Origin of the sequence: Pedobacter sp. HDW13 (genome assembly GCF_011303555.1) — a bacterium.
Taxonomy (GTDB): domain Bacteria; phylum Bacteroidota; class Bacteroidia; order Sphingobacteriales; family Sphingobacteriaceae; genus Pedobacter.
Genome location: NZ_CP049868.1, coordinates 2,537,764 through 2,560,610, shown reverse-complemented (window position 1 = coordinate 2,560,610; position 22,847 = coordinate 2,537,764). Strand labels below are relative to the sequence as shown.

General features: G+C 38.9%; 18 protein-coding genes and 2 pseudogenes. 10 read left to right on the top strand and 10 right to left on the bottom strand.

The window, feature by feature from the left end; genetic code table 11:
- Positions 1–123: 123 nt before the first annotated feature.
- The 4 genes and pseudogenes from infB to G7074_RS10830 form a co-directional block, all read right to left on the bottom strand.
- Positions 124–3,209: pseudogene (gene infB, locus G7074_RS10845) on the bottom strand (translation initiation factor IF-2).
- A 60-nt stretch (positions 3,210–3,269) separates the two neighbouring features.
- Complete coding sequence (gene nusA, locus G7074_RS10840) at positions 3,270–4,514, bottom strand: transcription termination factor NusA (protein ID WP_124558172.1); 1,245 nt, start codon at positions 4,512–4,514, stop codon at positions 3,270–3,272.
- Positions 4,515–4,516: 2 nt separating this feature from the next.
- Positions 4,517–4,981: a ribosome assembly cofactor RimP gene (rimP, locus tag G7074_RS10835; RefSeq protein ID WP_124558173.1), complete on the bottom strand. Its 465-nt coding sequence runs from the start codon at positions 4,979–4,981 to the stop codon at positions 4,517–4,519.
- 121 nt (positions 4,982–5,102) lie between these two features.
- Complete coding sequence (locus G7074_RS10830) at positions 5,103–5,486, bottom strand: hypothetical protein (protein ID WP_166208357.1); 384 nt, start codon at positions 5,484–5,486, stop codon at positions 5,103–5,105.
- A gap of 66 nt (positions 5,487–5,552) precedes the next feature.
- Here G7074_RS10830 and G7074_RS10825 point away from each other — a divergent pair, with 66 nt between their 5' ends.
- The gene (locus G7074_RS10825) at positions 5,553–5,900 is read left to right on the top strand and encodes a phage holin family protein (RefSeq protein WP_124558175.1); all 348 of its coding nucleotides are present in this window, start codon (positions 5,553–5,555) and stop codon (positions 5,898–5,900) included.
- A gap of 53 nt (positions 5,901–5,953) precedes the next feature.
- On the opposite strand, the gene G7074_RS10820 is transcribed toward G7074_RS10825, so the two are convergent.
- Positions 5,954–7,093, bottom strand: a complete 1,140-nt coding sequence (locus tag G7074_RS10820) for an acyl-CoA dehydrogenase (RefSeq protein WP_166208354.1) — start codon at positions 7,091–7,093, stop codon at positions 5,954–5,956.
- Positions 7,094–7,491: 398 nt separating this feature from the next.
- Between G7074_RS10820 and G7074_RS10815 the strand changes: the two genes are divergently transcribed.
- Positions 7,492–8,352, top strand: coding sequence for an AraC family transcriptional regulator (locus G7074_RS10815; protein ID WP_158673978.1), 861 nt, complete (start codon positions 7,492–7,494; stop codon positions 8,350–8,352).
- A gap of 108 nt (positions 8,353–8,460) precedes the next feature.
- Complete coding sequence (locus G7074_RS10810) at positions 8,461–10,836, top strand: TonB-dependent receptor domain-containing protein (protein WP_166208351.1); 2,376 nt, start codon at positions 8,461–8,463, stop codon at positions 10,834–10,836.
- Between the two features lie 9 nt (positions 10,837–10,845).
- Here the strand turns inward: G7074_RS10810 and G7074_RS10805 are convergent, their stop codons facing one another.
- The 3 genes and pseudogenes from G7074_RS10805 to panC form a co-directional block, all read right to left on the bottom strand.
- The gene (locus G7074_RS10805) at positions 10,846–11,772 is read right to left on the bottom strand and encodes a lysylphosphatidylglycerol synthase transmembrane domain-containing protein (RefSeq protein WP_240916555.1); all 927 of its coding nucleotides are present in this window, start codon (positions 11,770–11,772) and stop codon (positions 10,846–10,848) included.
- A gap of 57 nt (positions 11,773–11,829) precedes the next feature.
- Positions 11,830–12,180, bottom strand: a complete 351-nt coding sequence (panD, locus tag G7074_RS10800) for an aspartate 1-decarboxylase (protein WP_090769374.1) — start codon at positions 12,178–12,180, stop codon at positions 11,830–11,832.
- Positions 12,181–12,332: 152 nt separating this feature from the next.
- Positions 12,333–13,177 (bottom strand): annotated as a pseudogene (gene panC / locus G7074_RS10795) (pantoate--beta-alanine ligase).
- Between the two features lie 149 nt (positions 13,178–13,326).
- On the opposite strand from panC, the gene G7074_RS10790 reads away from it, so the two are divergent.
- Entirely contained in the window at positions 13,327–14,151 is an 825-nt protein-coding gene (locus G7074_RS10790; RefSeq protein ID WP_124558181.1) for a glycogen/starch synthase, read from the top strand.
- A gap of 21 nt (positions 14,152–14,172) precedes the next feature.
- Positions 14,173–15,546 (top strand): DUF4270 domain-containing protein, encoded by a 1,374-nt coding sequence (locus G7074_RS10785; RefSeq protein WP_124558182.1) that lies wholly within the window; start codon positions 14,173–14,175, stop codon positions 15,544–15,546.
- A gap of 125 nt (positions 15,547–15,671) precedes the next feature.
- Here G7074_RS10785 and G7074_RS10780 read toward each other — a convergent pair whose 3' ends face one another.
- Entirely contained in the window at positions 15,672–16,109 is a 438-nt protein-coding gene (locus G7074_RS10780) for a single-stranded DNA-binding protein (protein WP_124558183.1), read from the bottom strand.
- Positions 16,110–16,163: 54 nt separating this feature from the next.
- Positions 16,164–17,225: an A/G-specific adenine glycosylase gene (gene mutY / locus G7074_RS10775; RefSeq protein ID WP_166208345.1), complete on the bottom strand. Its 1,062-nt coding sequence runs from the start codon at positions 17,223–17,225 to the stop codon at positions 16,164–16,166.
- A 170-nt stretch (positions 17,226–17,395) separates the two neighbouring features.
- Here mutY and G7074_RS10770 point away from each other — a divergent pair, with 170 nt between their 5' ends.
- The 5 genes from G7074_RS10770 to G7074_RS10750 all read left to right on the top strand — a co-directional run bounded on the left by G7074_RS10770 (position 17,396) and on the right by G7074_RS10750 (position 22,768).
- A complete protein-coding gene (locus tag G7074_RS10770) occupies positions 17,396–17,698 on the top strand; it encodes an HU family DNA-binding protein (protein ID WP_025143406.1) in 303 nt (100 codons plus the stop codon).
- Positions 17,699–17,710: 12 nt separating this feature from the next.
- Positions 17,711–18,589 carry a M48 family metallopeptidase gene (locus tag G7074_RS10765; protein ID WP_124558185.1) on the top strand — a complete coding sequence of 293 codons (879 nt, stop codon included), beginning with the start codon at positions 17,711–17,713 and terminating at the stop codon, positions 18,587–18,589.
- Between the two features lie 284 nt (positions 18,590–18,873).
- On the top strand, positions 18,874–20,424 hold the full coding sequence (locus tag G7074_RS10760; RefSeq protein ID WP_124558186.1) for an Rne/Rng family ribonuclease: 1,551 nt from the start codon (positions 18,874–18,876) through the stop codon (positions 20,422–20,424).
- Positions 20,425–20,587: 163 nt separating this feature from the next.
- Complete coding sequence (gene radA / locus G7074_RS10755) at positions 20,588–21,964, top strand: DNA repair protein RadA (RefSeq protein WP_124558187.1); 1,377 nt, start codon at positions 20,588–20,590, stop codon at positions 21,962–21,964.
- Positions 21,965–22,303: 339 nt separating this feature from the next.
- Positions 22,304–22,768 carry a DUF4920 domain-containing protein gene (locus G7074_RS10750; protein WP_124558188.1) on the top strand — a complete coding sequence of 155 codons (465 nt, stop codon included), beginning with the start codon at positions 22,304–22,306 and terminating at the stop codon, positions 22,766–22,768.
- Positions 22,769–22,847: the final 79 nt, after the last annotated feature.

Below are 22,847 nucleotides of genomic sequence, written 5' to 3'. Positions count from 1 at the left end.
ATATTCCGATTCATCAGATAATTATTCAATCAGATTTTTAAAAAGAACAACCAATTGCTCTCCGCAACAAAAAAGGGCATCAATATTATTGATGCCCTTACTTTTATTTTGACAGAAAACTGATTACAGCTTTCTCGCTACTTCTACTTGTTCGTAAGCTTCAACGATATCGCCAACTTCGATGTTATTAAAGTTCTGGATGTTTAAACCACATTCATAACCTTTGTTCACCTCTTTCACATCATCTTTAAAGCGTTTTAATGATGCAAGCTCTCCTGTGTAAACTACAACACCATCTCTAACGATACGGATTTTGCTGTTACGGGTAATCTTACCATCCAATACCATACAACCTGCAATGGTACCCACTTTAGTGATTTTGAATGTTTCGCGGATCTCAACGTTAGCCACAATTTTCTCTTCAAATTCCGGATCTAACATACCTTCCATTGCCGATTTAATCTCGTTGATCGCATCGTAAATGATAGAATATAAACGGATATCGATTTGCTCTGCTTCAGCTAATTTACGTGCACCTGTTGATGGGCGAACCTGGAAACCGATAATAATCGCATCCGAAGCCGAAGCCAACAATACATCAGATTCTGAAATCTGACCAACACCTTTACTAATGATATTAATCTGGATCTGCTCAGTTGATAGTTTCAACAATGAGTCTGCTAAGGCCTCGATAGAACCATCCACGTCACCCTTAACGATGATGTTAAGCTCTTTAAAGTTACCGATTGCCAAACGACGACCGATCTCATCCAAAGTAATGTGTTTCTGCGTACGTAAGCCTTGTTCGCGTTGTAACTGCATCCGTTTGTTTGCAATATCACGGGCTTCAGTTTCGCTTTCTAAAGCATTAAACCTGTCGCCAGCTGTAGGTGCGCCCTGCATACCCAAAACCTGTACCGGTTGTGATGGACCTGCCGAATCTACTTTAGCACCGCGCTCATTGGTTAACGCTTTTACACGTCCGCTGTAACTACCAGCTAAAATTGGATCTCCAACTTTTAAAGTACCACCCTGAACCAGTACTGTAGTTACAATACCACGTCCTTTATCTAATGCCGATTCGATTACCGTACCTGTAGCACGTTTGTTCGGATTGGCTTTCAGTTCTAATAACTCAGCTTCTAATAATACTTTATCTAAAAGTAAGTCTACATTTAAGCCGCTTTTGCTCGAAATTTCCTGCGATTGATATTTACCCCCCAGTCTTCAACCAAAATATTCATTACCGATAACTGCTCACGTACCTTATCTCCGTTTGCACCTGGTTTATCAATTTTGGTAAAAGCAAATACCAATGGCACACCCGCTGCCTGTGCATGGTTAATCGCCTCTTTTGTTTGAGGCATCACTGCATCATCCGCAGCAATAACAATAATGGCAATATCTGCAGCCTTAGCACCACGTGCACGCATCGCGGTAAAGGCCTCGTGACCTGGTGTATCTAAGAAAGTTACTTTTTTACCAGAAGGGGTAGTTACCATGTAAGCACCAATGTGCTGGGTAATACCACCCGCCTCACCAGCTACCACATTCGCTTTACGGATATAATCCAGCAATGAGGTTTTACCGTGATCGACGTGACCCATAATCGTAACAACCGGAGCTCTTTCGATTAAATCTTCTTCGTTATCTTCTTCCTCAATTACATTATCTTCTTCTTCATCTGGTTTAACGAATTGAATTTCGTAACCAAACTCATCGGCAACAATGGTTAAGGTTTCAGCATCTAAACGCTGGTTAATGGAAACGAACATACCCAAGCTCATACAGGTACCAATAATTTTGGTTACCGGTACATCCATCATGTTCGCCAGCTCATTCGCCGTAACAAATTCTGTTACTTTTAATATTTTCGATTGCGATTCAAGCTCGTTTGCTGCTTCTTCAGCGTTACTGGCCACATCATCACGTTTCTGACGACGTAACTTGGCGCGTTGTGCAAACTTACCAGATTTACCTGCTCCACTTAAACGGGCAAGTGTGGCTTTAATCTGATCTTGAATCTCTTTCTCTGTAGGTTCTTCTTTAGGTCCGCTTGGTGCAGCATTTCTATTCTGGAAACCTGGTCTGTTGTTATTTCTATTACCCTGGTAAGGAGTACCGCCTTGTCCGGCTGGTCTGTTACCCTGGTATGGTGTACCGCCACCTGGCCTGTTGCCTTGATAAGGCTGACGAGGTTGACCCGGTGCCCCACCCTGACCTGCAGGATTATTTTGTCCTTGCTGACCATGACCACCAGGTTGGCCTGGCTGACCTGGTGCTCCAGGAGTTTTTTTGCGCTTACGCTTACGTTTAGCTGCTTCACTATCGCTAGATGAAGCTACGGGACCGTTTCTGCGATCTGGCGTAGTTGGTAAAACAATTTTACCAATAATATTCGGACCAGTTAATTTAACCGTACGCGCCTTAATTACTTCGGGCTCGTTGCTTACAGGTTTAGTATCTGCTGGTTTTTCTTCTGCCTTCGGTTGTTCTACCGGTTTAACCGGCTCTGGTGCTTTTGCAACTGGTGCTGCTGCTACCGGAGCAGGTGTTGGTGCAGGAGCTGGAGTTTCTTCCTTCTTAACCTCTACTGGTTTTTCTTCTGCTTTAGGTTGTTCTACCGGTTTAACTGGCTCTGGTGCTTTTGCAACTGGTGCGGCTGCTACCGGAGCTGCTGGTGCAGGAGTTTCTTCTTTCTTAACCGGACGTGTTTTTGAATTAAGATCGCTTAAATCGATCTTTCCTACAATTTTAACACCTGGTAAAGCGCTTTCATCAGCTTTTTCTTCAGCTTTTGGTGCTGCAACCGGCGCTGCTGCCGCAGGGGTTGGTGCCGGAGTTTCTACTTTAGGTGTTTCAACCACCTTTGGTTTTTCTACCGGAGAAGTAAATGACTGAGCATTTTTGATTAAAATCTCTTCATTTTTCTCAAAATCGGTATTTTTCTTCGGCGCTTCTACTGGCTTCTCAGTTTCAGGCTCGTCGCGACGTATTTTACCAATCACTATTTGTTTGGCTTCTTCTCTTACGATCTTATCTCCCTGATACTCTTTCAATAAGGCATTATACATCTCACCCGTAAGTTTAAACATAGGGCTCTTCTCGGCAGAGAATCCCTTTTTGTTTAAAAACTCAACGGCCGTACTCATGCCTATATTAAGTTCTTTAATAGCTTTAATTAAAATGATTGGTTTGTCGTCTGACATTTAGCTCCTGTTATTTTTTATAATAAAACAAAAGTAGTGTTTATTTGGCAATTACACCACTTATTCAAATTCTGACTGTAAAATCTGAACCACTTCTTTAATGGTTTCTTCTTCTAAGTCGGTGCGTTTTACCAAATCTTCTACTGTAAGTGCTAAAACACTCTTAGCAGTATCGCACCCGATAGCCTTTAATTCATCAATAATCCAGCTATCAATCTCATCTGAGAATTCTTCTAAATCCACATCCTCGTCGCTTTCTTCTCCAGCTTCACGGTAAACATCAATCTCGTAACCGGTTAATTTACCAGCCAGTTTAATGTTATGTCCGCCACGTCCGATTGCCAATGAAACCTGATCTGGTTTTAAATAAACCGATGCATGTTTGGTTTCATCATCCAATTTAATAGATGTGATTTTAGCCGGGCTTAAAGCACGGGTAATATATAATGAGATGTTGTTTGTGAAGTTAATCACATCAATATTTTCGTTTTTCAGCTCGCGAACGATACCATGGATACGCGATCCTTTCATACCCACACATGCTCCAACCGGATCAATACGGTCATCATACGATTCTACTGCAACTTTAGCACGCTCTCCTGGTTCGCGAACAATTTTCTTAACGGTAATTAAACCATCAAAAATCTCAGGTACTTCAAGCTCGAACAAGCGCTGTAAAAACTCAGGCGCAGTTCTCGAAATGATAATTTTCGGATTGGCATTGATCATTTCCACTTTAGAGATTACTGCTTTTACAGAATCGCCTTTTTTGAAATAATCAGCTGGGATCTGCTCTGTTTTAGGCATTAAAAGTTCGTTACCTTCATCATCTAAAACCAAAGTTTCTTTTTTCCAAACCTGATAAACCTCGCCGGTTACAATTTCACCAACGCGATCTTTATATTTTTTGAAAATTTCATCTTTCTCTAACTCCAATACTTTAGAAACGAGTGTTTGGCGTGCTGCTAAAATTGCCCTACGACCGAAACTTTCTAAAGTAATTTGCTCGATATAATCATCACCAACTTCTAAAGTCGGATCAAGTTTGTGTACATCAGCAAGTTCGATTTCTAAATCATCATCCTCAGAAAAGCCATCTTCCATTACTTTCCTTGTTCTCCAGATCTCCAAGTCCCCGTTATCCGGGTTCACAATTACATCACAGTTTTCATCTGTTCCGTATTTTTTACGCAACATGCTACGAAAAACCTCTTCCAGCACACTGATCACCGTAGGGCGATCTATATTTTTGAAATCTTTGAACTCTTGAAAAGAGTCGATCAAATTAATTGTTGTAGTACTCATTCTTACTTAAATGAAATTAACACACTTGTTTCTAATATATCATTAAACGGAACAGTTGTTTGAACCGCTACCGCCTTTTTCCCTTTTTCTTTTACCGATTCTTCAATCAGCAAATCATTTTCTGTAACTGCCAGCAGTTTACCTTCTTTTTTCAGGCCATCTTTTAACTTAATACCTAAAGTACGGCCAACATTTTTGCTGTATTGGCGAACAAGCCTTAATGGCTCGCCAACACCCGGCGAAGAAACTTCTAAATTATAAGCCTGCTCTATTGCGTTTTCTTCTTCGAGATGAAAACCAACGTGCCTGCTAATAGCCACGCAATCCTGTATGCTAATGCCTTCATCGCCATCAACATGGATAATTAATTTATTGTTTGGCAACATTTTCACATCAACCAGAAACAACTCTGGACGATCGGCAATTTTTTCCTCTACGAGGGCTGCAACTCTCTTTTCTACCTGCATATTTTAACCTGATTTCATAGAAAAAGGGGACACTGTCCCCTTCTCTTTTCTTCGATTACGATGCAAATGTAGTAATTTTTTAGACAAAATCAAACACCTGCAGCAATTATTATGCTGATTATTACCGCCTAAGTGTTTGTCGCTGTGCCTGTAAGTTCTGTTTTGCATTACCTGAGATCAGATTACCCACCGTGGCAAATTTTACGCCGATGTAACTTTCTACCATATAGGTGTTACCTTTAACAAATGAGCTATCGGGATTAAAAACAAGCGAATCGCCGGCAATGTTAATTTTTCCGGGCACTTCAAGCTCGTCTTGTACACTGTCCAGCTCCCCCGGCTTAAGTAACACTGTAACCATATTAACTGTATCTGCATTAGCCCGATAGGCATTTTTAACCTGCAAAAGGCTGGCCTCATCAATATTTTTAATTATTATTGAAGTACTATCGCCAGAAAACTGAATAATTGGCCTGTTGTTTGTATTCGAACAGGAAATCGCCAAAAACACGACGATAAACAAGACTAAATATTTAAAAAAGTACTTTAACATTCACAAAAATAAACAATTATGAGATTTATTATCGAAATACTATTAACAGGGCTGGCCTTTTTTATCGGCGCCAGATTCTTAGTACCTGGTGTACATATTGATAGCTATGGCAGTGCCATTATTGCCTCCATTTTAATTGCCCTGGCCAACGCTACAATTGGCTTTATTTTAAGGCTATTAACCTTTCCGATTAATTTCCTTACCCTGGGCCTGGTTTCGTTTATCATCACCGTATTAATGGTATTATTGGTTGATAACATGATGACTTCTTTTAATACCTCGGGTTTTATCTCCGCAGCTTTTCTGGCAATAATTGTAGCCCTGCTGAAAGCAGTTTTTGGCGCTATTGTGGGAGAGAAAGAATAGTTCAGTTTTCAGTTGGCAGTTTGCAATTCGAGCTGCCAACTGATAACCATGAACTATCTAATCACCTCTCTCGAGATCACCATCTTTTGTATTTCAGATGTTCCTTCGTAAATCTGGGTAATTTTTGCATCGCGCATTAAACGCTCTACATGGTATTCTTTTACAAAACCGTAACCACCATGCACCTGGACCGCCTCTATGGTTACATCCATAGCCACTTTCGAAGCATATAATTTAGCCATCGAGCCAGCCTGTGTATACGGAAGTCCCTGGCTTTTTAACCAGGCGGCCTTATATACCAATAAACGGGCAGCCTCAATCTGTGTAGCCATATCGGCCAGCTTAAAAGCAATAGCCTGATGCTCTGAAATCGGTTTACCGAAGGTTTTGCGCTCTTTTGCATATTGCGTAGCCAGCTCAAAAGCACCCTGCGCAATCCCCAGCGCCTGGGCTGCTATACCAATACGCCCACCCTCGAGGGTTTTCATGGCAAAGGTAAAACCAAAGCCATCCTCACCAATCCTGTTTTCTTTGGGTACCTTAACATCATTAAACATTAACGAATGTGTATCAGACCCGCGAATACCCAGTTTATTTTCTTTTGGCCCAACGGTGAAGCCCTCCATCCCTTTTTCAACAATAAAGGCATTTATTCCTTTGTGCCTTAATTCAGGATGAGTTTGTGCGATAACCAGATAAGTTGAAGCAGTACTACCATTGGTAATCCAGTTTTTGGTACCGTTAAGTAAATAGTAATCGCCTTTATCTTCGGCTGTAGTTCGCTGTGAGGTGGCATCAGATCCAGCTTCGGGTTCTGACAGGCAGAAAGCCCCGATTTTTTCGCCGGCAGCAAGTGGTTTTAAATATTTCTCCTTTTGTGCCTCACTTCCATAAGCCTCTAAACCGTAACACACCAGCGAGTTGTTTACCGAAACAACAACAGAAGCCGAGGCATCTATTTTAGATAGCTCTTCCATTACCAAAACATAAGAAATGGCATCCAAACCGCTGCCATTGTATTTTGGATCAACCATCATTCCCAGAAAGCCGAGTTCACCCAATTTCTTAACCTGCTCGGCCGGAAATTTCTGATGCTCGTCTCTTTCAATAACTCCAGGTTTTAATTCATGCTGGGCAAAATCGCGCGCAGCTTGCTGTATCATGATCTGTTCTTCACTTAATTCAAAATGCATAACAATTATGTATAAAAGGTTAGTAAATCAAATGTATGATTTATAGATCAGAAATACTATGGCTGCATAGTATTTTATTTTGCTGGATAATACTTAACAATCCTGCAAAAGATTATCGCATTTAAAATGAAAGTATTTATTATGACTAGCTGGCGTTAACGAAAGATTATTATTTTTGTTAAATGAACCTGGGGCAACAAATTTTATTTTTTTTCAGTGCTTTAGGCATATTCAATTCATTTCTCATTGGTGGATACTTGTTGCTGTTCAAAAAGCCGAAGTCTGTTTCTGTACACCTCCTCGGAATTTTGTTATTATCGCTCTGCTTAAAAATTGGCAAATCATTTATTTTTTACTTCTATCCCACTCTCCCTGGTCTCTACATCGAAATTGGCATTATGGGAAGTGCCTTAGTGGGGCCCTCGCTTTATTATTTCATTCAATCGGCATTGGTACCGGATCAGAAAAGTACAATGGTCCAAAAAGGGGTTTATCTGTTTTGGTTTTTGGCCATTACAATTGCGGGCATAATAGCACCTTATGATAACCGACCTGATATGTGGGAAAATTACATCGGAACAGTCGTTTCTGCACAATTTACCATCTATATCTTATTATCAGCCTGGTTGCTAAGAAGTGTTATTATTACCTTATTTACCAAACGAGACAAACTTTCTATAACCGAAAAGCTATTGTTATCTGTATTTGCAGGTAACATAATTGTTCCGGCTGCATTTAAGTTATCTATTTTCTCTTTTTTTAACGGGCCCTGTATTAGTGGGGCCTTATTTTTCTCACTGGTTCTTTATCTAAATTTTTTCTTGTTTGTTAGCGAAAGAAAAAACAGCAATATTTTATCTGGCAACCCCGATTTACCCAAGTATGCCAACAAAAAGATTGCTACGGAGCAGGCCAAAGCCTTAACCCAAAAACTCCAAAAACTTATTCTGGAGGAAGAACTTTACAAAAATCCGGACCTCAAGTTAAATGACCTTGCCAAAAAAATCAATATTTCGAGCCACCAGCTATCTCAGTTACTTAACGATAATTTAGGAAAAAGCTTTGCAGCCTACATTAACGAATTTAGAATAGATGAGGCCTGCGAACTGATCATCAACGATAAAGGCATTAAACTCGAGGCTATTGGTTACGAAGTGGGCTTTAATGCCAAATCTACTTTTTACACCGCTTTTAAAAAGCATAAACAAACAACCCCAACACTTTATAAAGAACAGCTATCTGTTGCTTCATCAAACTAAACACTGTCCGGTTTTATAATTCAGAACTCCCAAATCTGAAATTCAAAACCACCTCTCCCTCATCCACTTCTAGTTTTGGCATAAATTATAAAAACCAAACACACGAAGATGAAACCAATATTATTGTGCCTCTTTTTATTTATCAGCTCATATTTAAGCGCACAGATTATTAAGGGACGGGTGGTTGACAGCAAGACCGGCCAAAGCCTGCCTTTAGCTAACCTGATGCTGACTGATCAAGGCAGCCCGCTTTTAATTAAATATGCCAGTAGCGACACTGCCGGTTTCTTTGGATTTAGCAGTATACCCAAAGGTAAATACAGTTTAACCATTACGTTGATGGGTTATCAAAAGGTGGAAAAAATACTATTGATTAATGAAAATAGTGCAGAAATACTAGAACTAGGCCATATTTTAATACCCGAAGACATCAACCTGCTCCAGGAAGTAACCATTATGGGCGGTACAGCTAATTTCAGCACGAAAAATGGACAAATTAAAATCGGTATTGCCAACAATACATTTTTCAAGTCTGCTTCAAATTTGCTCGATGTATTAAGAAAGCTTCCCGGACTTCAGGTTAGCCAGGATGGAACAATACAAATGGCTAGCAGAGCAACTCCTACTGTATTTGTTGATGGCAAACCTATAAACATGAGTAATGATGAAGTCTTGACTTACCTGAATAGCTTATCGCCAGATATGGTCGAATCTATCGAAATGATTAACCAGCCTTCATCCAAATATGATGGAGAATATCAAGGAATTATAGACATCAGGTTAAAAAGGAATCTTGCGTTAGGTTTAAGAGGGATTTACAATACCCGTTTTCAGCAAAACAACTACAGTTTACTCGATAATAATCTATCGCTGGTTTTAAAAACACCTCGATTCAGTTACGACTTTAAACTTGGCCACGCCTATGGAAGCACTTATTACCAATATTACGCGCTACAATACCTGGCCAATAGCAATGCCCTAATTACCGATACGCGAACCATTACCGCTAACCAGAATTTTAATGCACAGGCGGCCGTGACTTACGAATTAAAAAGTGGGCAAAACCTGGAAGCTTTTGTACGTACCAACCAGGTAAACAGAAATGCCATATCAGGCAACCAACTGCTTACCCAGACACCTGACTTAGATTATACCCTTAATCTTGTTAAAAGCGACAACGATGCGCGGCCTAAACAACGTAATTATGCAGGCGGTCTTAATTATAATGCCCAGTTTAAAAACAGCGAGCTACACATCATAAGTACCTTAGCTCAAATTGACAATAGGCAAACAGAGGATATTCAAAACCGCAATATATTTAAAAACGAGCTGGTGAATTATTGGAAAACAAACTCACGGAACAATATTTTGATACGTACCCTACAAGCAGATTATATTCAAAAAACAGGTAAAGGAAAGTTAGAATTTGGCGGCAAATATGCTTACAACAGTACTCAAAATAACCTTCGTTACGATACCCTGGCTAATGCTGTCTTTAATTTAGACCCCAAACGCAGCAATCAATTTAGTTACCACGAACATATTGCAGCAGGTTACTTGTTTTATACCGGGCAACTGGATAAAATAAGTTACAGCTTAGGTTTAAGAACCGAGCATACTGTTACCGTAGCAAATTCCGTAACAACTGGTATACTTACCGAAAGAAGGTATTTGAAGTGGTTACCAAGCCTTAATCTAACCTACAGAATTAACAATAGTGAACAACTTAGTTTCAGCTATAGCAAACGGTTAACAAGACCAACCTTTGCGGCTTTAAATCCTTTCCGTTTTTATTATAGTCCGCGCCATTATTGGATAGGAAATCCTTATCTGCAACCTGCAACAACCAACCTGTTCGCGCTATCTTACAGCAGAAAATCACTCAACATCTCATTAAACGCCGGACGTGAAACAGATGTTTTGGCACGTTATCCCGAATACAATCCCGAAACAAATGAATTAATTTTTTTAGGCAGAAACCTCCCGTACAGAAATTTCGCAAACCTGCAGGTCAGTTCTCCAATAACAGTAACCAAATGGTGGCGGATGAATAACAATGTATCCTTTAATTACAATAAAGAGTTAACCCCTTACTTCGGGCAAACCTATCAAATACCCGTTTATGATTATAAGATTAACGGCAGTCAGGTTTTTACCTTAAAAGATTGGTTAATTGATGTGAGCTATACTTACGAATCGAAAAGCGGCAACGGCCTTTACATCTTCTCACCTATTTATGGAGTCGATTTTGGATTGCAAAAAACCTGGCTAAAGAATAAGCTTAATACGAAGATGACACTTTACGATGCTTTTGACAACATTAAAAGAAGGCTCATTTTTAGAGAGAAACACATTATAAACAACGATATGTATCATTATAATGCTGCCCGGCGATTGGTCTTTAGCTTAACTTATAATTTTGGCAGCTCAACTTACAAGGCCAAGGAAAACAAAAAAAACGAAGATGAAAACAGAGCCAATTAATGGCCATTTTTAACGTGTCCGTTTTTGCACCAAAACCCTCAGCAAACTCAAACTACCCAGCACTAAAATCAGCAATACCTGCGAGGAATGGATAATGGTAGCGTAAGCCAAACCATCTTTAAACAATACACCGTATAATACCAGCGATTGCGCAACTACCCAGTGAAAAACACCAATACCACCCTGGATTGGAGCTGCCATAGCAAAACCAGAAAATACAATTGCGGTAAACGCTGCACTAAAATGCAAGCCTGACGTAGCTGAAATAGATGAAAAGGCAAAATACATCGATAGCGAATAGAAAACCCATATGCCTAAGGTATAGCTTAAAAATAAGCCTTTTTGCTTTAACTTGCTGTATGAACCAAAACCCTGGCGAAGGCTCACAAAAATCCGCAGAAATTTTTGACTAAATTTTTGACGCATAAAATAAATTGCGCTTACGATTAACAGAATAACAATAATGCCAATTAAAAGCAGCCACAAATAATTGATGGCACTTAATTTTTTAACCAGATTAAGATAAATCGTATCGTGTAAAAAATCAGAAACAATATCGTACTGAAAAACCAACATGGCTACACTGGTAAGTAAAAGTACCAGTACATCAAAAAGCCTTTCGGTAATTACAGTACCTATCGATGCGAACATGGGCACCTTTTCGGCCTTATTTATAACAGAGCACCGACCAATTTCGCCAAAACGGGGTAAAGCCAAATTGGCCAGATAACCAATAATTACGGCGTGGTAAGCATTCCAGAAACCAACATTATATTGTATGGAGCGGTAAAGCATTTGCCAACGCAATGCGCGTAAAACGTGGGCTATCCATACGGCGAAGGAAGAAACGATTACCCAAAAGAAATCAGCTCCTTTTATTTCTTCCAAGATTTTGCCTAAATCCTGACCCCGAAACGCTAAATATAAAACTCCCACTCCTATTAAAAACAGGATGATATATTTTAGCGCTGCTTTAAGGTCGAATGCCACAATTTATTTTAGCAAATGATTATTATCGTCAGGGAAGACCAATATAGGGTTATATTTTTTAGCTTCCTCTATTGGCAATGCACCGTACGACATAATAATAAGAATATCGCCAAGCTGTGCCAAACGTGCGGTTGCGCCATTTAAACAGATAGTTCCGGTACCACGTTCGCCCTTTATAACATAGGTTTCGAAACGCGCACCATTATTATTATTTACAATCTGCACCTTTTCATTAGCTATAATGTTAGCTGCATCCATCAAATCTTCATCTATCGTAATACTGCCTACATAATTTAATTCGGCCTGTGTTACCCTAACACGGTGTATTTTCGATTTTAATATTGTGATAACCATTCGGCAAAGTTAGTAATAAAGCACTGGATGAAAAAAATGGAAAATGTAACTACCATGTAATATGGGAAATGGCTAATGATTGATAAACTCTAAATATGAACGATATGCTCTAAAATCCATCTTACCTCTGCCATTTTACCTCAAATCTTACCTCATTTAATAATCATATTATCAATCAATCTGGTTGAGCCTACCTTTGCAGCGACTAAAGCAACAAGGTTGTTTGCTTCTTTAGTTTTGGCTGGTTCCAGGGTATCGCCATTGGCAATGGTAAAGTAATCAAGGGCTACCCCTTCAATATCCTCGTATAATGCTTTTGCAAGGGTTTCGAGTTCGGCTAATGTATACTTATCAAAATGATCAACTACAAACTGGAGCGATTTGCTCAATACCAATGAATGCTTACGGTCTTCGGGGTTAAATGGATATTCCGGCTACTCATGGCCAAACCATCCTCCTCCCTGATAATCGGGCAGGTAATAATAGTAATAGGTAAGTTAAAGTGAGCAAGCATATTTTTAATCATCAATACCTGCTGAAAATCTTTCTGCCCAAACATGGCTACATCAGGCTCAACTGCATCAAAGAGCTTTTTCACAATCTGGGTTACCCCCTGGTAATGCCCTTTTCTAAAAGCACCTTCTAACAGGAATTCGGCATTTCCCAAATCAATGTGCCATTTTTCGTCTGCACCTGCCGGATACATCTCTGTTACGTTGGGCATAAAAACGCCACTGCAACCTGCATCCTGCAACATAGCCAGATCGTGTTCAATGGGTCGCGGATATTTTTCCAGATCCTTAGGATCGGTAAACTGTGTTGGGTTAACAAAAATACTGCAGATAATGATATCGGCGTTGTGCTGGGCCAGTTTTATAAGTGATATATGGCCATTATGCAATGCACCCATTGTAGGCACAAGTGCTATTTTTTTACCTGATGCTTTTAAAGGTTTTAAGAAAGCTTTAAGAGCAGCCTTTGTTTTAAATATTTCCAATTCGGACAATCTAAATTAAAGCCGTAAAGGTGTAAATTAATCTAAACGAAACCAAACAAATGCTTGCGATATTGATAAATAGTATTATTATGCTTACCTTTGCAGCTCATTATCTTTTATTTAACTTAATATTTTCTTAGAATATGGAGATGGCAAAAACGAAGCTGCTGATTGTTACACACGAGATGTCGCCTTTCCTCGAGCTTACTAAAATTTCTGAAATTACACGCCAATTACCTCAAGCAATGCAAGAAAAAGGATTCGAAATCCGCATCTTGATGCCTAAATTCGGTAACATTAATGAAAGAAGAAATCGTTTACACGAAGTAATCCGCTTATCAGGAATGAACATCATCATCGATGACAACGATAACCCGTTAATTATTAAAGTGGCTTCCATCCCAGCTGCACGTATGCAGGTTTATTTCTTAGACAATGAAGAATATTTTCAACGCAAACAAGTATTTAGAGATGCGAGCGGAAAATTTTTCGACGACAATGATGAGCGTACCATTTTCTTCTGCAAAGGTGCATTAGAAACGGTTAAAAAATTAGGCTGGGCACCAGATATTGTTCACTGCCATGGCTGGATGAGCTCTTTAGTACCTGCTTATATTAAAACTACTTATAAAAACGATCCTACTTTTAAAAACTCGAAAGTGGTATATTCTATTTATGAGGATGGCTTTACTGAAAAACTAAACGATAATTTCGCTAAGAAAGCAGTTATGGCCAACATGACTGAAGACGACACCAAAGCTTTCATTCCAGCAGATTGCAACAGCATGCACATTGGTGCGGTAACACATTCAGACGCAGTGGTTTTAGGCGACGAAAACCTGGATACCGCTTTGTTAAAATTTGTTAAAGATTCAAATAAGCCAACATTAGCATTTAACTTAACCGAGAATTTTGAAAACTTCTATACTTTTTATGAAGAAATTTCAAATGACGAATTGGTTTCACTTGCTTAATTAGGTATTATTATTTTAAATATGAAATTTACAAAACAAGACTTATTAACCCTGTTGATAGGTCTTTTTCTTTTTGCATCGTGCAAAAACCCTGATAGTGTTGGTTTAGATGTTGATCCAAGCACAGCAATTACCGGTACTTTGGTAACCAGCGAGGTTAGATCGGAAACCATAGCCGAACCTGCTGCCAACACACAAAGCTTAACGCGCTACCCATTAGGCTATATGGTTGATCCTGTTTTTGGCACAACCAAATCGAGTGTAGCCATGACCGTTACTCCAAGTAGCTTAAGCTATGATTTTGGTACTTCGCCTGTTTTAGACTCTGCTATTCTGGTTTTAAGAATTGATACTACCACCAATAAATTTTACGGTGATACCACTTCATCTCAATATAGCATCGATGTGTATCAGTTAACCAATAAGGTGACTACTTACAAAAGTTCTGACGTGCAGGCACACAACGCACAATTATTGGGTAATGTAAAAAAGAAACTGTATCCAAACACACCTTTTAAGGTTACCGATGTGGTTACAGGCAAAACAGACACTTTAAAAACGGTTAAAGCACAAATCAGGATCCCATTAGATAAAGCATTTATCCAATCGCAAATATTAAGCTTACCTACAACAGGTACATCGACAAATGCTAAATTCGTCGATTATTTTAAAGGTCTATATGCCGAGGTGAACAAAAATACTTCCACAGGTGTTGGAGGTGTGGCTTTTATCAACCTGAATAATTCTTATTTACAATTAGTATACAAAAAAACGAGTTCAACAAGTGGAATCGATACCGTTTCGGTTAACTTCCCTGTTTCTACTACAAGTGCTGCAGCCGCAACAATTGTGCACGATTATACAGGCACAAACGTTGATACACAGTTAAAGAACCCACCAACAAGCTCTCCTTCACCTTATACCGTAACTTATACTCAAGGTTTGGCGGGCGTTAAAACAAAGATCTCTTTTCCTCTGCTCGATGCATTTACCGGCACATATGGTAAAGTTGTAGTAAACAAAGCAGAGTTAGTGGTTGATTTAAGCGCAGGAACATATGCCTATCCTTTTACACCAATTCAACGCCTATCTTTATACCGTTGGGATATTGCAAACCAGCCCACCACAACTCCTGATTATAGCTCAACAAGCCCTGGGGTAATTGGCGGCTATTACGATTCGCTTAAAAACAGATACATCTTTATTGTAACTAATTATGTACAAGGCCTGATTGATAAAACTGTAAAAGATTATGGTACTTTCATCGCACCAACCGGCTTAGATGCGTTTCAGGTAGTTCCGACCGCCATTACCGCAGAAAGATCAGTTCTTGGGGCAACTACAAATACCACCAATAAAGTAAAACTTAATATTTACTACACTAAGATTAATTAATAGTAATAAACAAAATTTTAAAACTCCTGCCACTAAACCGGCGGGAGTTTTTTTGTGCCTTAACCTGACACCAAAAAAAAACGGCTAACTGTTATCAGATAGCCGTTGTTAAATGAGTTTATATCTTAAAAAGGCAAATCACCGTTCTCATCAGATGGGCCTATGGTAAATTCATCTTCAATTTTAGACTCGGTACTTTGATGAACTGGTGCTGCCGGGCTTTGTTCAAAATCACTTTTTCTACCCAGCATGGTAAAGTTCTCTGCAACGATCTCAGTTACATACTTTTTAACCTTCTCTTTATCTTCAAAAGACCTGGTTCTTAGTTTGCCTTCTATGTAAACCAGCTTACCCTTCTGCAAATATTTAGATGCCACCTCTGCCAGGCCACGCCACAGCACAATATTATGCCATTCTGTTTGCTCTACTCTTTTTCCGTCTTTGTTGTATGTTTCTGATGTAGCTAATGGAAAACTGGCTACAGTTACGCCACCATCTAAATGCCGCACCTCAGGGTCTTTACCCAAGTGGCCTACTAAAATAACTTTGTTAATCCCTGACATAAATATTTTTGGTTAGTTGTTTTGTATAAAAATGCGCACCACTAAGATGGTTAGTTACTCCATATCATTTTTATAAAAGTATCCCTGAATAAAATCATGGATTACTTTTGGTTGCGGTAACTCATCTAACTTATCAAAAGAAACCCAATTAAGTTCCTTTTGTTTCTTAAAGTTAAATATATAATTTTTTAATGCAAAAAATTGCACATGGATTATTTGGTGTGTTAAGAGGTGTTTTTTTGTGCTGACCAGCGTCAGTTCAACAGCCTCTCCAAAAACCGATTTTACAGCCTCTAAAAAGGCTGTGTCGTTAATCCCACTACCTTCTGCTGTCTCCAGGCTTGGAAAATCGTATAAATGCTGCCATATATCGCCTGCCTGCCTTTCTTTAACCAAAATCTGGTCGTTTTCTACACATACAAAATAATTGATGTAACGATGCTTTTGCTTGATCTTGCCAATTTTTACAGGCAAAGTATTAACCTGCTCCTTTTTAAAAGCATAACAGCTTTGCACCAGAGGGCAAATGTTACAATTGGGGCTTTTGGGTTTACATTGCATGGCTCCAAACTCCATAATAGCCTGATTATAAAGTGCAGGATCTTTCTGATAAAGCAATTCGTTAGCCAGCGCATAAAACTCTTTTTTGCCGGCAGGCGAGTTTATAGGAGTATGGATACCATAATAGCGCGAAAGCACCCTAAACACATTTCCATCAACTACAGCACGCGCCTCACCTGATGAAAAAGAAGAGATCGCAGCAGCGGTATACTCACCAATTCCTTTCAATTTTATCAACTCATCGTGCAGATTTGGGAAGATTCCGCGGTAATTATTTACCACAATCTGCGCGGTGGCATGCATATTTCTTCCCCGCGAGTAGTAACCTAAGCCTTGCCAAAGCTTCAAAACCCTGGCTTCGGTTGCATTGGCAAAATCGGTAACAGTCGGAAAATTTTCTAAAAATTTATTAAAGTACGGAAGTCCCTGCTCTACCCTTGTTTGTTGTAATATAACCTCTGATAACCAGATGGTATAAGCATCGTTAGTGTGCCTCCAGGGCAAATCTCTCTTGTTTATCAGGTACCAATTGATGAGTTCATTTTGAAATGTCATTACTGCAAATTACGGCCAATTTATCCGATTAAAAAAAAAGTTGCATTTGGCTGATAAGTCTGGAGATAAAAAAATCATCTTTTATTTCCCTATCTCATTAAAAAGCAATACTTTTGCAACCCCAAAACAGTAGTAATATTAAAACATAATAATATAATAAATAATAAAATATGACTAAGGCAGATATTATTTCAGAAATATCAACAAAAACCGGAATTGAGAAGGTTGATGTACAGGAAACAGTTGAGGCATTTTTCAAGGTTATCAAAACCAGCATGATTGGCGGTGAAAATGTATACGTTAGAGGCTTCGGAAGCTTTGTTGTTAAAAAGAGAGCGCAAAAAACTGCGAGAAACATCTCTAAAAATACTGCAATAATTATCCCAGAACACTTCGTTCCTAGCTTTAAACCAGCAAAAGTATTTGTTGATAAAGTAAAAAGTAATTCAAAAAAAATTAACGTAGAAGCCTAGTTCTTAAGTCATATGAGTAGCAGCATCAGATCAAAACAAACCATTATTATTGGAGCGATTGTATTGCTTGTTGCGTTCTTATTTACAAGAGACATTAAGGGTTTAGTTAAACCGACTGAAGAAAATGGTAAAATGCCTGCAAGCGGCCAAATGGCAGAAGCAGGAGCACCGTCAGCTTCAACGGCACTAAACATCCAGACTTCTTCTACAGCTGCAAAAAATGTAATAAATAAAAATTTAGCTACAGATATTACAGCTTTAGAGAACAGTTACAAAGGCGCAAATGGTGCAGAAAAAGTAGAACTTGCAAAACAACTGGCCCAAAAATGGGATGATGTTGAGCAAATTACCCCATCAGCACTTTATTTAGAGATTGTTGCCCAGGCAGAACCATCGTCGAAAACGTGGTTGGCCGCAGGTAATCAGTTTATAAAAGCTTTTGAAAGCACACAAGATAGTTTGGCTCAACCTGCTTTATTGCAGAAAGCCAATCTTTCTTACAAAAACGCATTAGAGAAAGACTCTACAAACATTGAAGCTAAGACGGGCTTAGGTGTAACAATAGTAAATGGCTTAGGAGCGCCAATGCAAGGTATTGCCATGCTGCTCGAGGTAGTTACTAAAGAACCTAAAAACGTTAAAGCAAATATGAATTTAGGTTTATTCTCTATTAAATCGGGTCAGTTTGACAAAGCTATTCCACGTTTTAACACGGTAATTGCTGCTGCTCCAACTCCTGAGGCCTATTTTTATTTAGGTACAGCGTTAGAAAATTTAGGCAGAAATAAAGAAGCGGTTAACGCCTATTTAGCAAGCAAAAAATTAGCGGCAAACCCAACCTTATCTTCTTTCATTGATAAGAAAGTGGCTGAGCTAAAAAATAAAAATTAATTAACAGATTAATAAAAACATTTAAAACTTAAAACTATGCCAAGCGGTAAAAAAAGAAAAAGACATAAAATGGCTACCCACAAACGTAAAAAACGTTTAAGAAAAAACAGACATAAGAAAAAATAGTTTCTTATTTTGATAAAGCCCTTTTAAACCTCATAGTGAATACTGTGAGGTTTAAAGTATTTATACGATTTTTATTTCGTAAAGGAGCGGCTTTATCAATGTTTTCTTGTTTATTACTATCCATTTGTTAATAGGCGAAAGCCTTAAATCTGTAGCTGTTGGTAAAAGAATTAATTATCAATTCGACTCCTGCCGGAGTTACCATAGCGTTGATTGAAGACAAACAACTTGTTGAGCTTCACAAAGAACAAATCAATAATAACTACGCCGTAGGCGATATTTATTTAGGCCGCATTAAAAAAATTATGCCCGGCCTGAATGCTGCTTTCGTGGATGTTGGTTATGAAAAGGATGCATTTTTGCATTATTTTGATTTGGGCCCTCAGGTGCAATCTTTAATTAAGCTAACTAAGATCAAGCGTAATGGCTCGGTTACAGGCACATTATTAGATAATTTAAAGCTCGAAGCCGACATTAATAAGGCAGGCAAAATTTCTGATGTGCTGAGTAAAAACATGCTCCTGCCCGTACAAATTGCTAAAGAACCAATTTCTACCAAAGGACCGCGTTTAAGTTCCGACCTATCTATTGCCGGCAGGTATGTGGTACTGGTGCCATTCTCCAATACCATATCCGTATCAAAAAAAATCAAAAGTAATACCGAACGTAATCGTTTAAAAAAGATTATCGAAAGTATTAAACCTCAAAATTTTGGGGTTATTATCAGAACCGTTTCTGAAGGCAGAGGAGTTGCCGAAATGCAAAAAGATCTTTTAGACCTGATTGCAAAGTGGGAAAACTTCACTAAAAAAGTGCCATCAACCGAACCCTCAAAAAGAGTTTGGGGAGAAATGGACAGATCATCGACATTAATACGCGATATTCTGAACCCTGATTTTACAAACGTTTACGTAAGTACACCCGAACTGTACGACGATATCCGTTCTTATGTTCATGATATTTCTCCTGAAATGGAAAAAATTGTGAAACTGTACAAGCAGAAAGAGCCAATCTTCGATCATTTTGGTGTTGAAAAGCAGATTAAAAATGCTTTCGGTAAAACCGTAAACTTACCCGGAGGTGCTTACTTAGTTGTAGAGCACACCGAAGCACTTCACGTAATAGATGTGAATAGTGGAAACCGTACTGCCAGTAAAGAAAACCAGGAGGAAAATGCTTTACAGGTAAACAAAGAGGCGGCTAAAGAAATTGCCCGTCAATTGCGACTGCGCGACATGGGCGGTATTGTGGTAATCGATTTTATCGATATGCACAAACCAACAAACCGTAAAATGCTATTCGATTATTTGCGTGAGCTGATGCTATTGGATAGGGCCAAACACACCATTTTGCCACCGAGCAAATTTGGTTTGGTACAAATTACCAGACAACGTGTACGTCCGGAAATGAACATTGTTACGGTAGAAAAATGTCCGGCCTGCGACGGGACCGGAGAAATTAAAGCGAGTATCGTTTTAATGGATGATATTGAGAACAACCTTAATTATATTTTAAGAGAGCAGAATGAAAAAGGTGTAACATTATGTGTTCACCCATACATAGAAGCTTACATTACAAAAGGTATTTTCAACCTTCAACGCCGTTGGTTCTTTAAATATGGCCAGTGGATTAAGGTGAAGGCACAATCATCATATTACTTAACTGAGTTTCACTTCATCTCAGCAAAGGATGAAGAGATTAAATTATAACTCAAAACATTTTAACAGAAAGCCTGGATTTTAAAAGTCCGGGCTTTCTTGTTTAAGTACGCTTCAAAGTAGAAACTACAATCCGCCAAACGCTTAATTGTTCAAAAAAATAAAAACACTTTCAATCCTGAAAGGTTAAATTCGTAATCTAAATTTCAATCAATTGGCAAAATCAAAAACTGCATATTTCTGTCAGAGCTGTGGCTACGAATCGGCAAAATGGCTGGGTAAATGTCCATCGTGTAACCAGTGGAATACCTTTGTAGAAGAAATCGTAGAGAAGAACCCTGCATCGGTACCGACCTGGAAAAACGACAACACCAGCAGAAAGCTAAGCAAACCAAGTAAGGTAGATGAAATACAATCTTCTACCGAGCGGCGTATACTAACCGGAGATAAGGAACTTGACCGTGTTCTGGGCGGAGGCCTGGTAGAAGGGTCGCTGGTTTTAATTGGCGGTGAACCGGGTATAGGAAAATCGACTTTAATGTTGCAGCTGGCATTAAACATAAAAGGGAAAAAGTTACTTTATATCTCTGGCGAGGAAAGTGAGCAACAAATTAAAATGAGGGCCGAGCGGATTAAAGAAAGTCCTTCGTCTGATTGCTACATCCTGACCGAAACTTCAACCCAAAACATTTTTAAGCAGATTGAAATCCTTGAACCTGAAATTCTTGTGGTAGATTCGATCCAAACCCTGCACTCATCGCATATCGACTCAACACCGGGCAGTGTATCGCAGGTAAGAGAATGTACAGCCGAATTACTGCGTTTTGCAAAAGAAACAGGAGTGCCGGTATTTTTAATTGGCCACATTACCAAAGATGGCGCCATTGCAGGGCCGAAAATACTAGAACACATGGTTGATACCGTTTTACAGTTTGAAGGCGACAGACATCATGTTTATCGTATTCTGCGGTCGATTAAAAACAGGTTTGGAGCTGCAGCTGAACTGGGCATTTACGAAATGCAGGGAAGCGGGTTAAGAGAAGTTTCAAATCCATCAGAAATCTTACTCTCGCAACGCGATGAAGAATTAAGCGGAATAGCTATAGCGGCAACATTAGAAGGTGCACGGCCCATGCTTATAGAAACACAGGCGTTGGTTAGTACAGCAGCTTATGGCACCCCGCAGCGCTCCGCTACAGGGTTTGATACCAGGCGGATGAATATGCTGCTGGCGGTTTTAGAAAAACGTTGTGGTTTCAGGCTCAGTACCCAGGATGTTTTCTTAAATATTGCCGGAGGAATCAGGGTTGAAGATCCTGCAATCGATCTGGCCGTACTCATTGCTATTATTTCTTCACATCAGGATATTGCCGTTTCTTCAAAAAATTGTTTTGCAGCAGAGGTTGGTTTATCAGGTGAAATAAGAGCTGTTAACAGAATAGAACAACGCATTGCCGAAGCTGATAAACTAGGTTTTGAAACCATTTACATCTCCAAATACAACCTAAAAGGCGTACCAGTTGAAAAGTACAACATCGAAATTAAACCTGTTAGTAAAATTGAGGAGGTTTTCGGAATGGTATTCGGGTAAAAAAAACTGTGTAAACATTTCAACAACTTTCCCAAATTGATGAATAAATTCCCCACTTTAATATCTGGCACAAACACAGCGCAAAAAATAATTAAGCAGCTTAAATACAAATAATTACAAACAAATCCAGGTTCATACTCCAAAATGAAATAACGCTTGCCTTAAAAGGCTTAGTTAACTAGTTATATATCACTCATTGGCTTGATTGATTAACTAAGTTCAAAATAGGGATAATTTGCCCCGTTAGTGGATGCTAGTGGTTTTTTTTACTTTTTAGCTATTTAGACTTTTTTTTAAATAACTTTGAACAGATAATAACCGGAACTAAATTCATAAAAAATGAAAAAGATTATTTTAAGCATTAGCTTCTGCCTGTTTGGTGCTATTGCATTTGCTCAAACGGCCTATACTGGTCAAAAATTTGGCGAAGAAGTTAAACCTGGTGATGTTAAACCTGCTGCAAAAATGGAAGCCGCAATGGGCAATAAGAAAACAGCTGAGATGAAAATAGAAGGAAAAGTGGTTGATGTATGCAAGAAAAAAGGATGCTGGATGACCTTAGAAATGCCAAATGGCGACCCCATGCGCGTAACCTTTAAAGATTATGCTTTTTTTATGCCAAAAGATATTGTAGGGAAAAATGTTGTTTTGGATGGCTTGGCTAAAAAACAGACCATTTCTGTCGAAACCTTACGTCATTACGCAGAAGATGCAAAAAAGACACCTGAAGAAGTTGCTAAAATTACCGACCCTAAAAAAGAACTGGCTTTTGAGGCTAAAGGCGTGGTGATACTTGATAAATAGAATAAGCGAGAAGAAAAAGCTTAAAGCATAAAAAAACCGATGCAGCATTTGCACCGGTTTTTTTGTTGATTTTCTTTTA

Coding starts and splice junctions, on each gene's coding strand:
- nusA (WP_124558172.1), bottom strand. CDS start 4,514: ATGAGTACTACAACAATTAATTTGATCGACTCTTTTCAAGAGTTCAAA.
- rimP (WP_124558173.1), bottom strand. CDS start 4,981: ATGCAGGTAGAAAAGAGAGTTGCAGCCCTCGTAGAGGAAAAAATTGCC.
- G7074_RS10825 (WP_124558175.1), top strand. CDS start 5,553: ATGAGATTTATTATCGAAATACTATTAACAGGGCTGGCCTTTTTTATC.
- G7074_RS10820 (WP_166208354.1), bottom strand. CDS start 7,093: ATGCATTTTGAATTAAGTGAAGAACAGATCATGATACAGCAAGCTGCG.
- G7074_RS10815 (WP_158673978.1), top strand. CDS start 7,492: ATGGGAAGTGCCTTAGTGGGGCCCTCGCTTTATTATTTCATTCAATCG.
- G7074_RS10810 (WP_166208351.1), top strand. CDS start 8,461: ATGAAACCAATATTATTGTGCCTCTTTTTATTTATCAGCTCATATTTA.
- panD (WP_090769374.1), bottom strand. CDS start 12,180: ATGGTTATCACAATATTAAAATCGAAAATACACCGTGTTAGGGTAACA.
- G7074_RS10790 (WP_124558181.1), top strand. CDS start 13,327: ATGGCAAAAACGAAGCTGCTGATTGTTACACACGAGATGTCGCCTTTC.
- G7074_RS10785 (WP_124558182.1), top strand. CDS start 14,173: ATGAAATTTACAAAACAAGACTTATTAACCCTGTTGATAGGTCTTTTT.
- G7074_RS10780 (WP_124558183.1), bottom strand. CDS start 16,109: ATGTCAGGGATTAACAAAGTTATTTTAGTAGGCCACTTGGGTAAAGAC.
- mutY (WP_166208345.1), bottom strand. CDS start 17,225: ATGACATTTCAAAATGAACTCATCAATTGGTACCTGATAAACAAGAGA.
- G7074_RS10770 (WP_025143406.1), top strand. CDS start 17,396: ATGACTAAGGCAGATATTATTTCAGAAATATCAACAAAAACCGGAATT.
- G7074_RS10765 (WP_124558185.1), top strand. CDS start 17,711: ATGAGTAGCAGCATCAGATCAAAACAAACCATTATTATTGGAGCGATT.
- G7074_RS10750 (WP_124558188.1), top strand. CDS start 22,304: ATGAAAAAGATTATTTTAAGCATTAGCTTCTGCCTGTTTGGTGCTATT.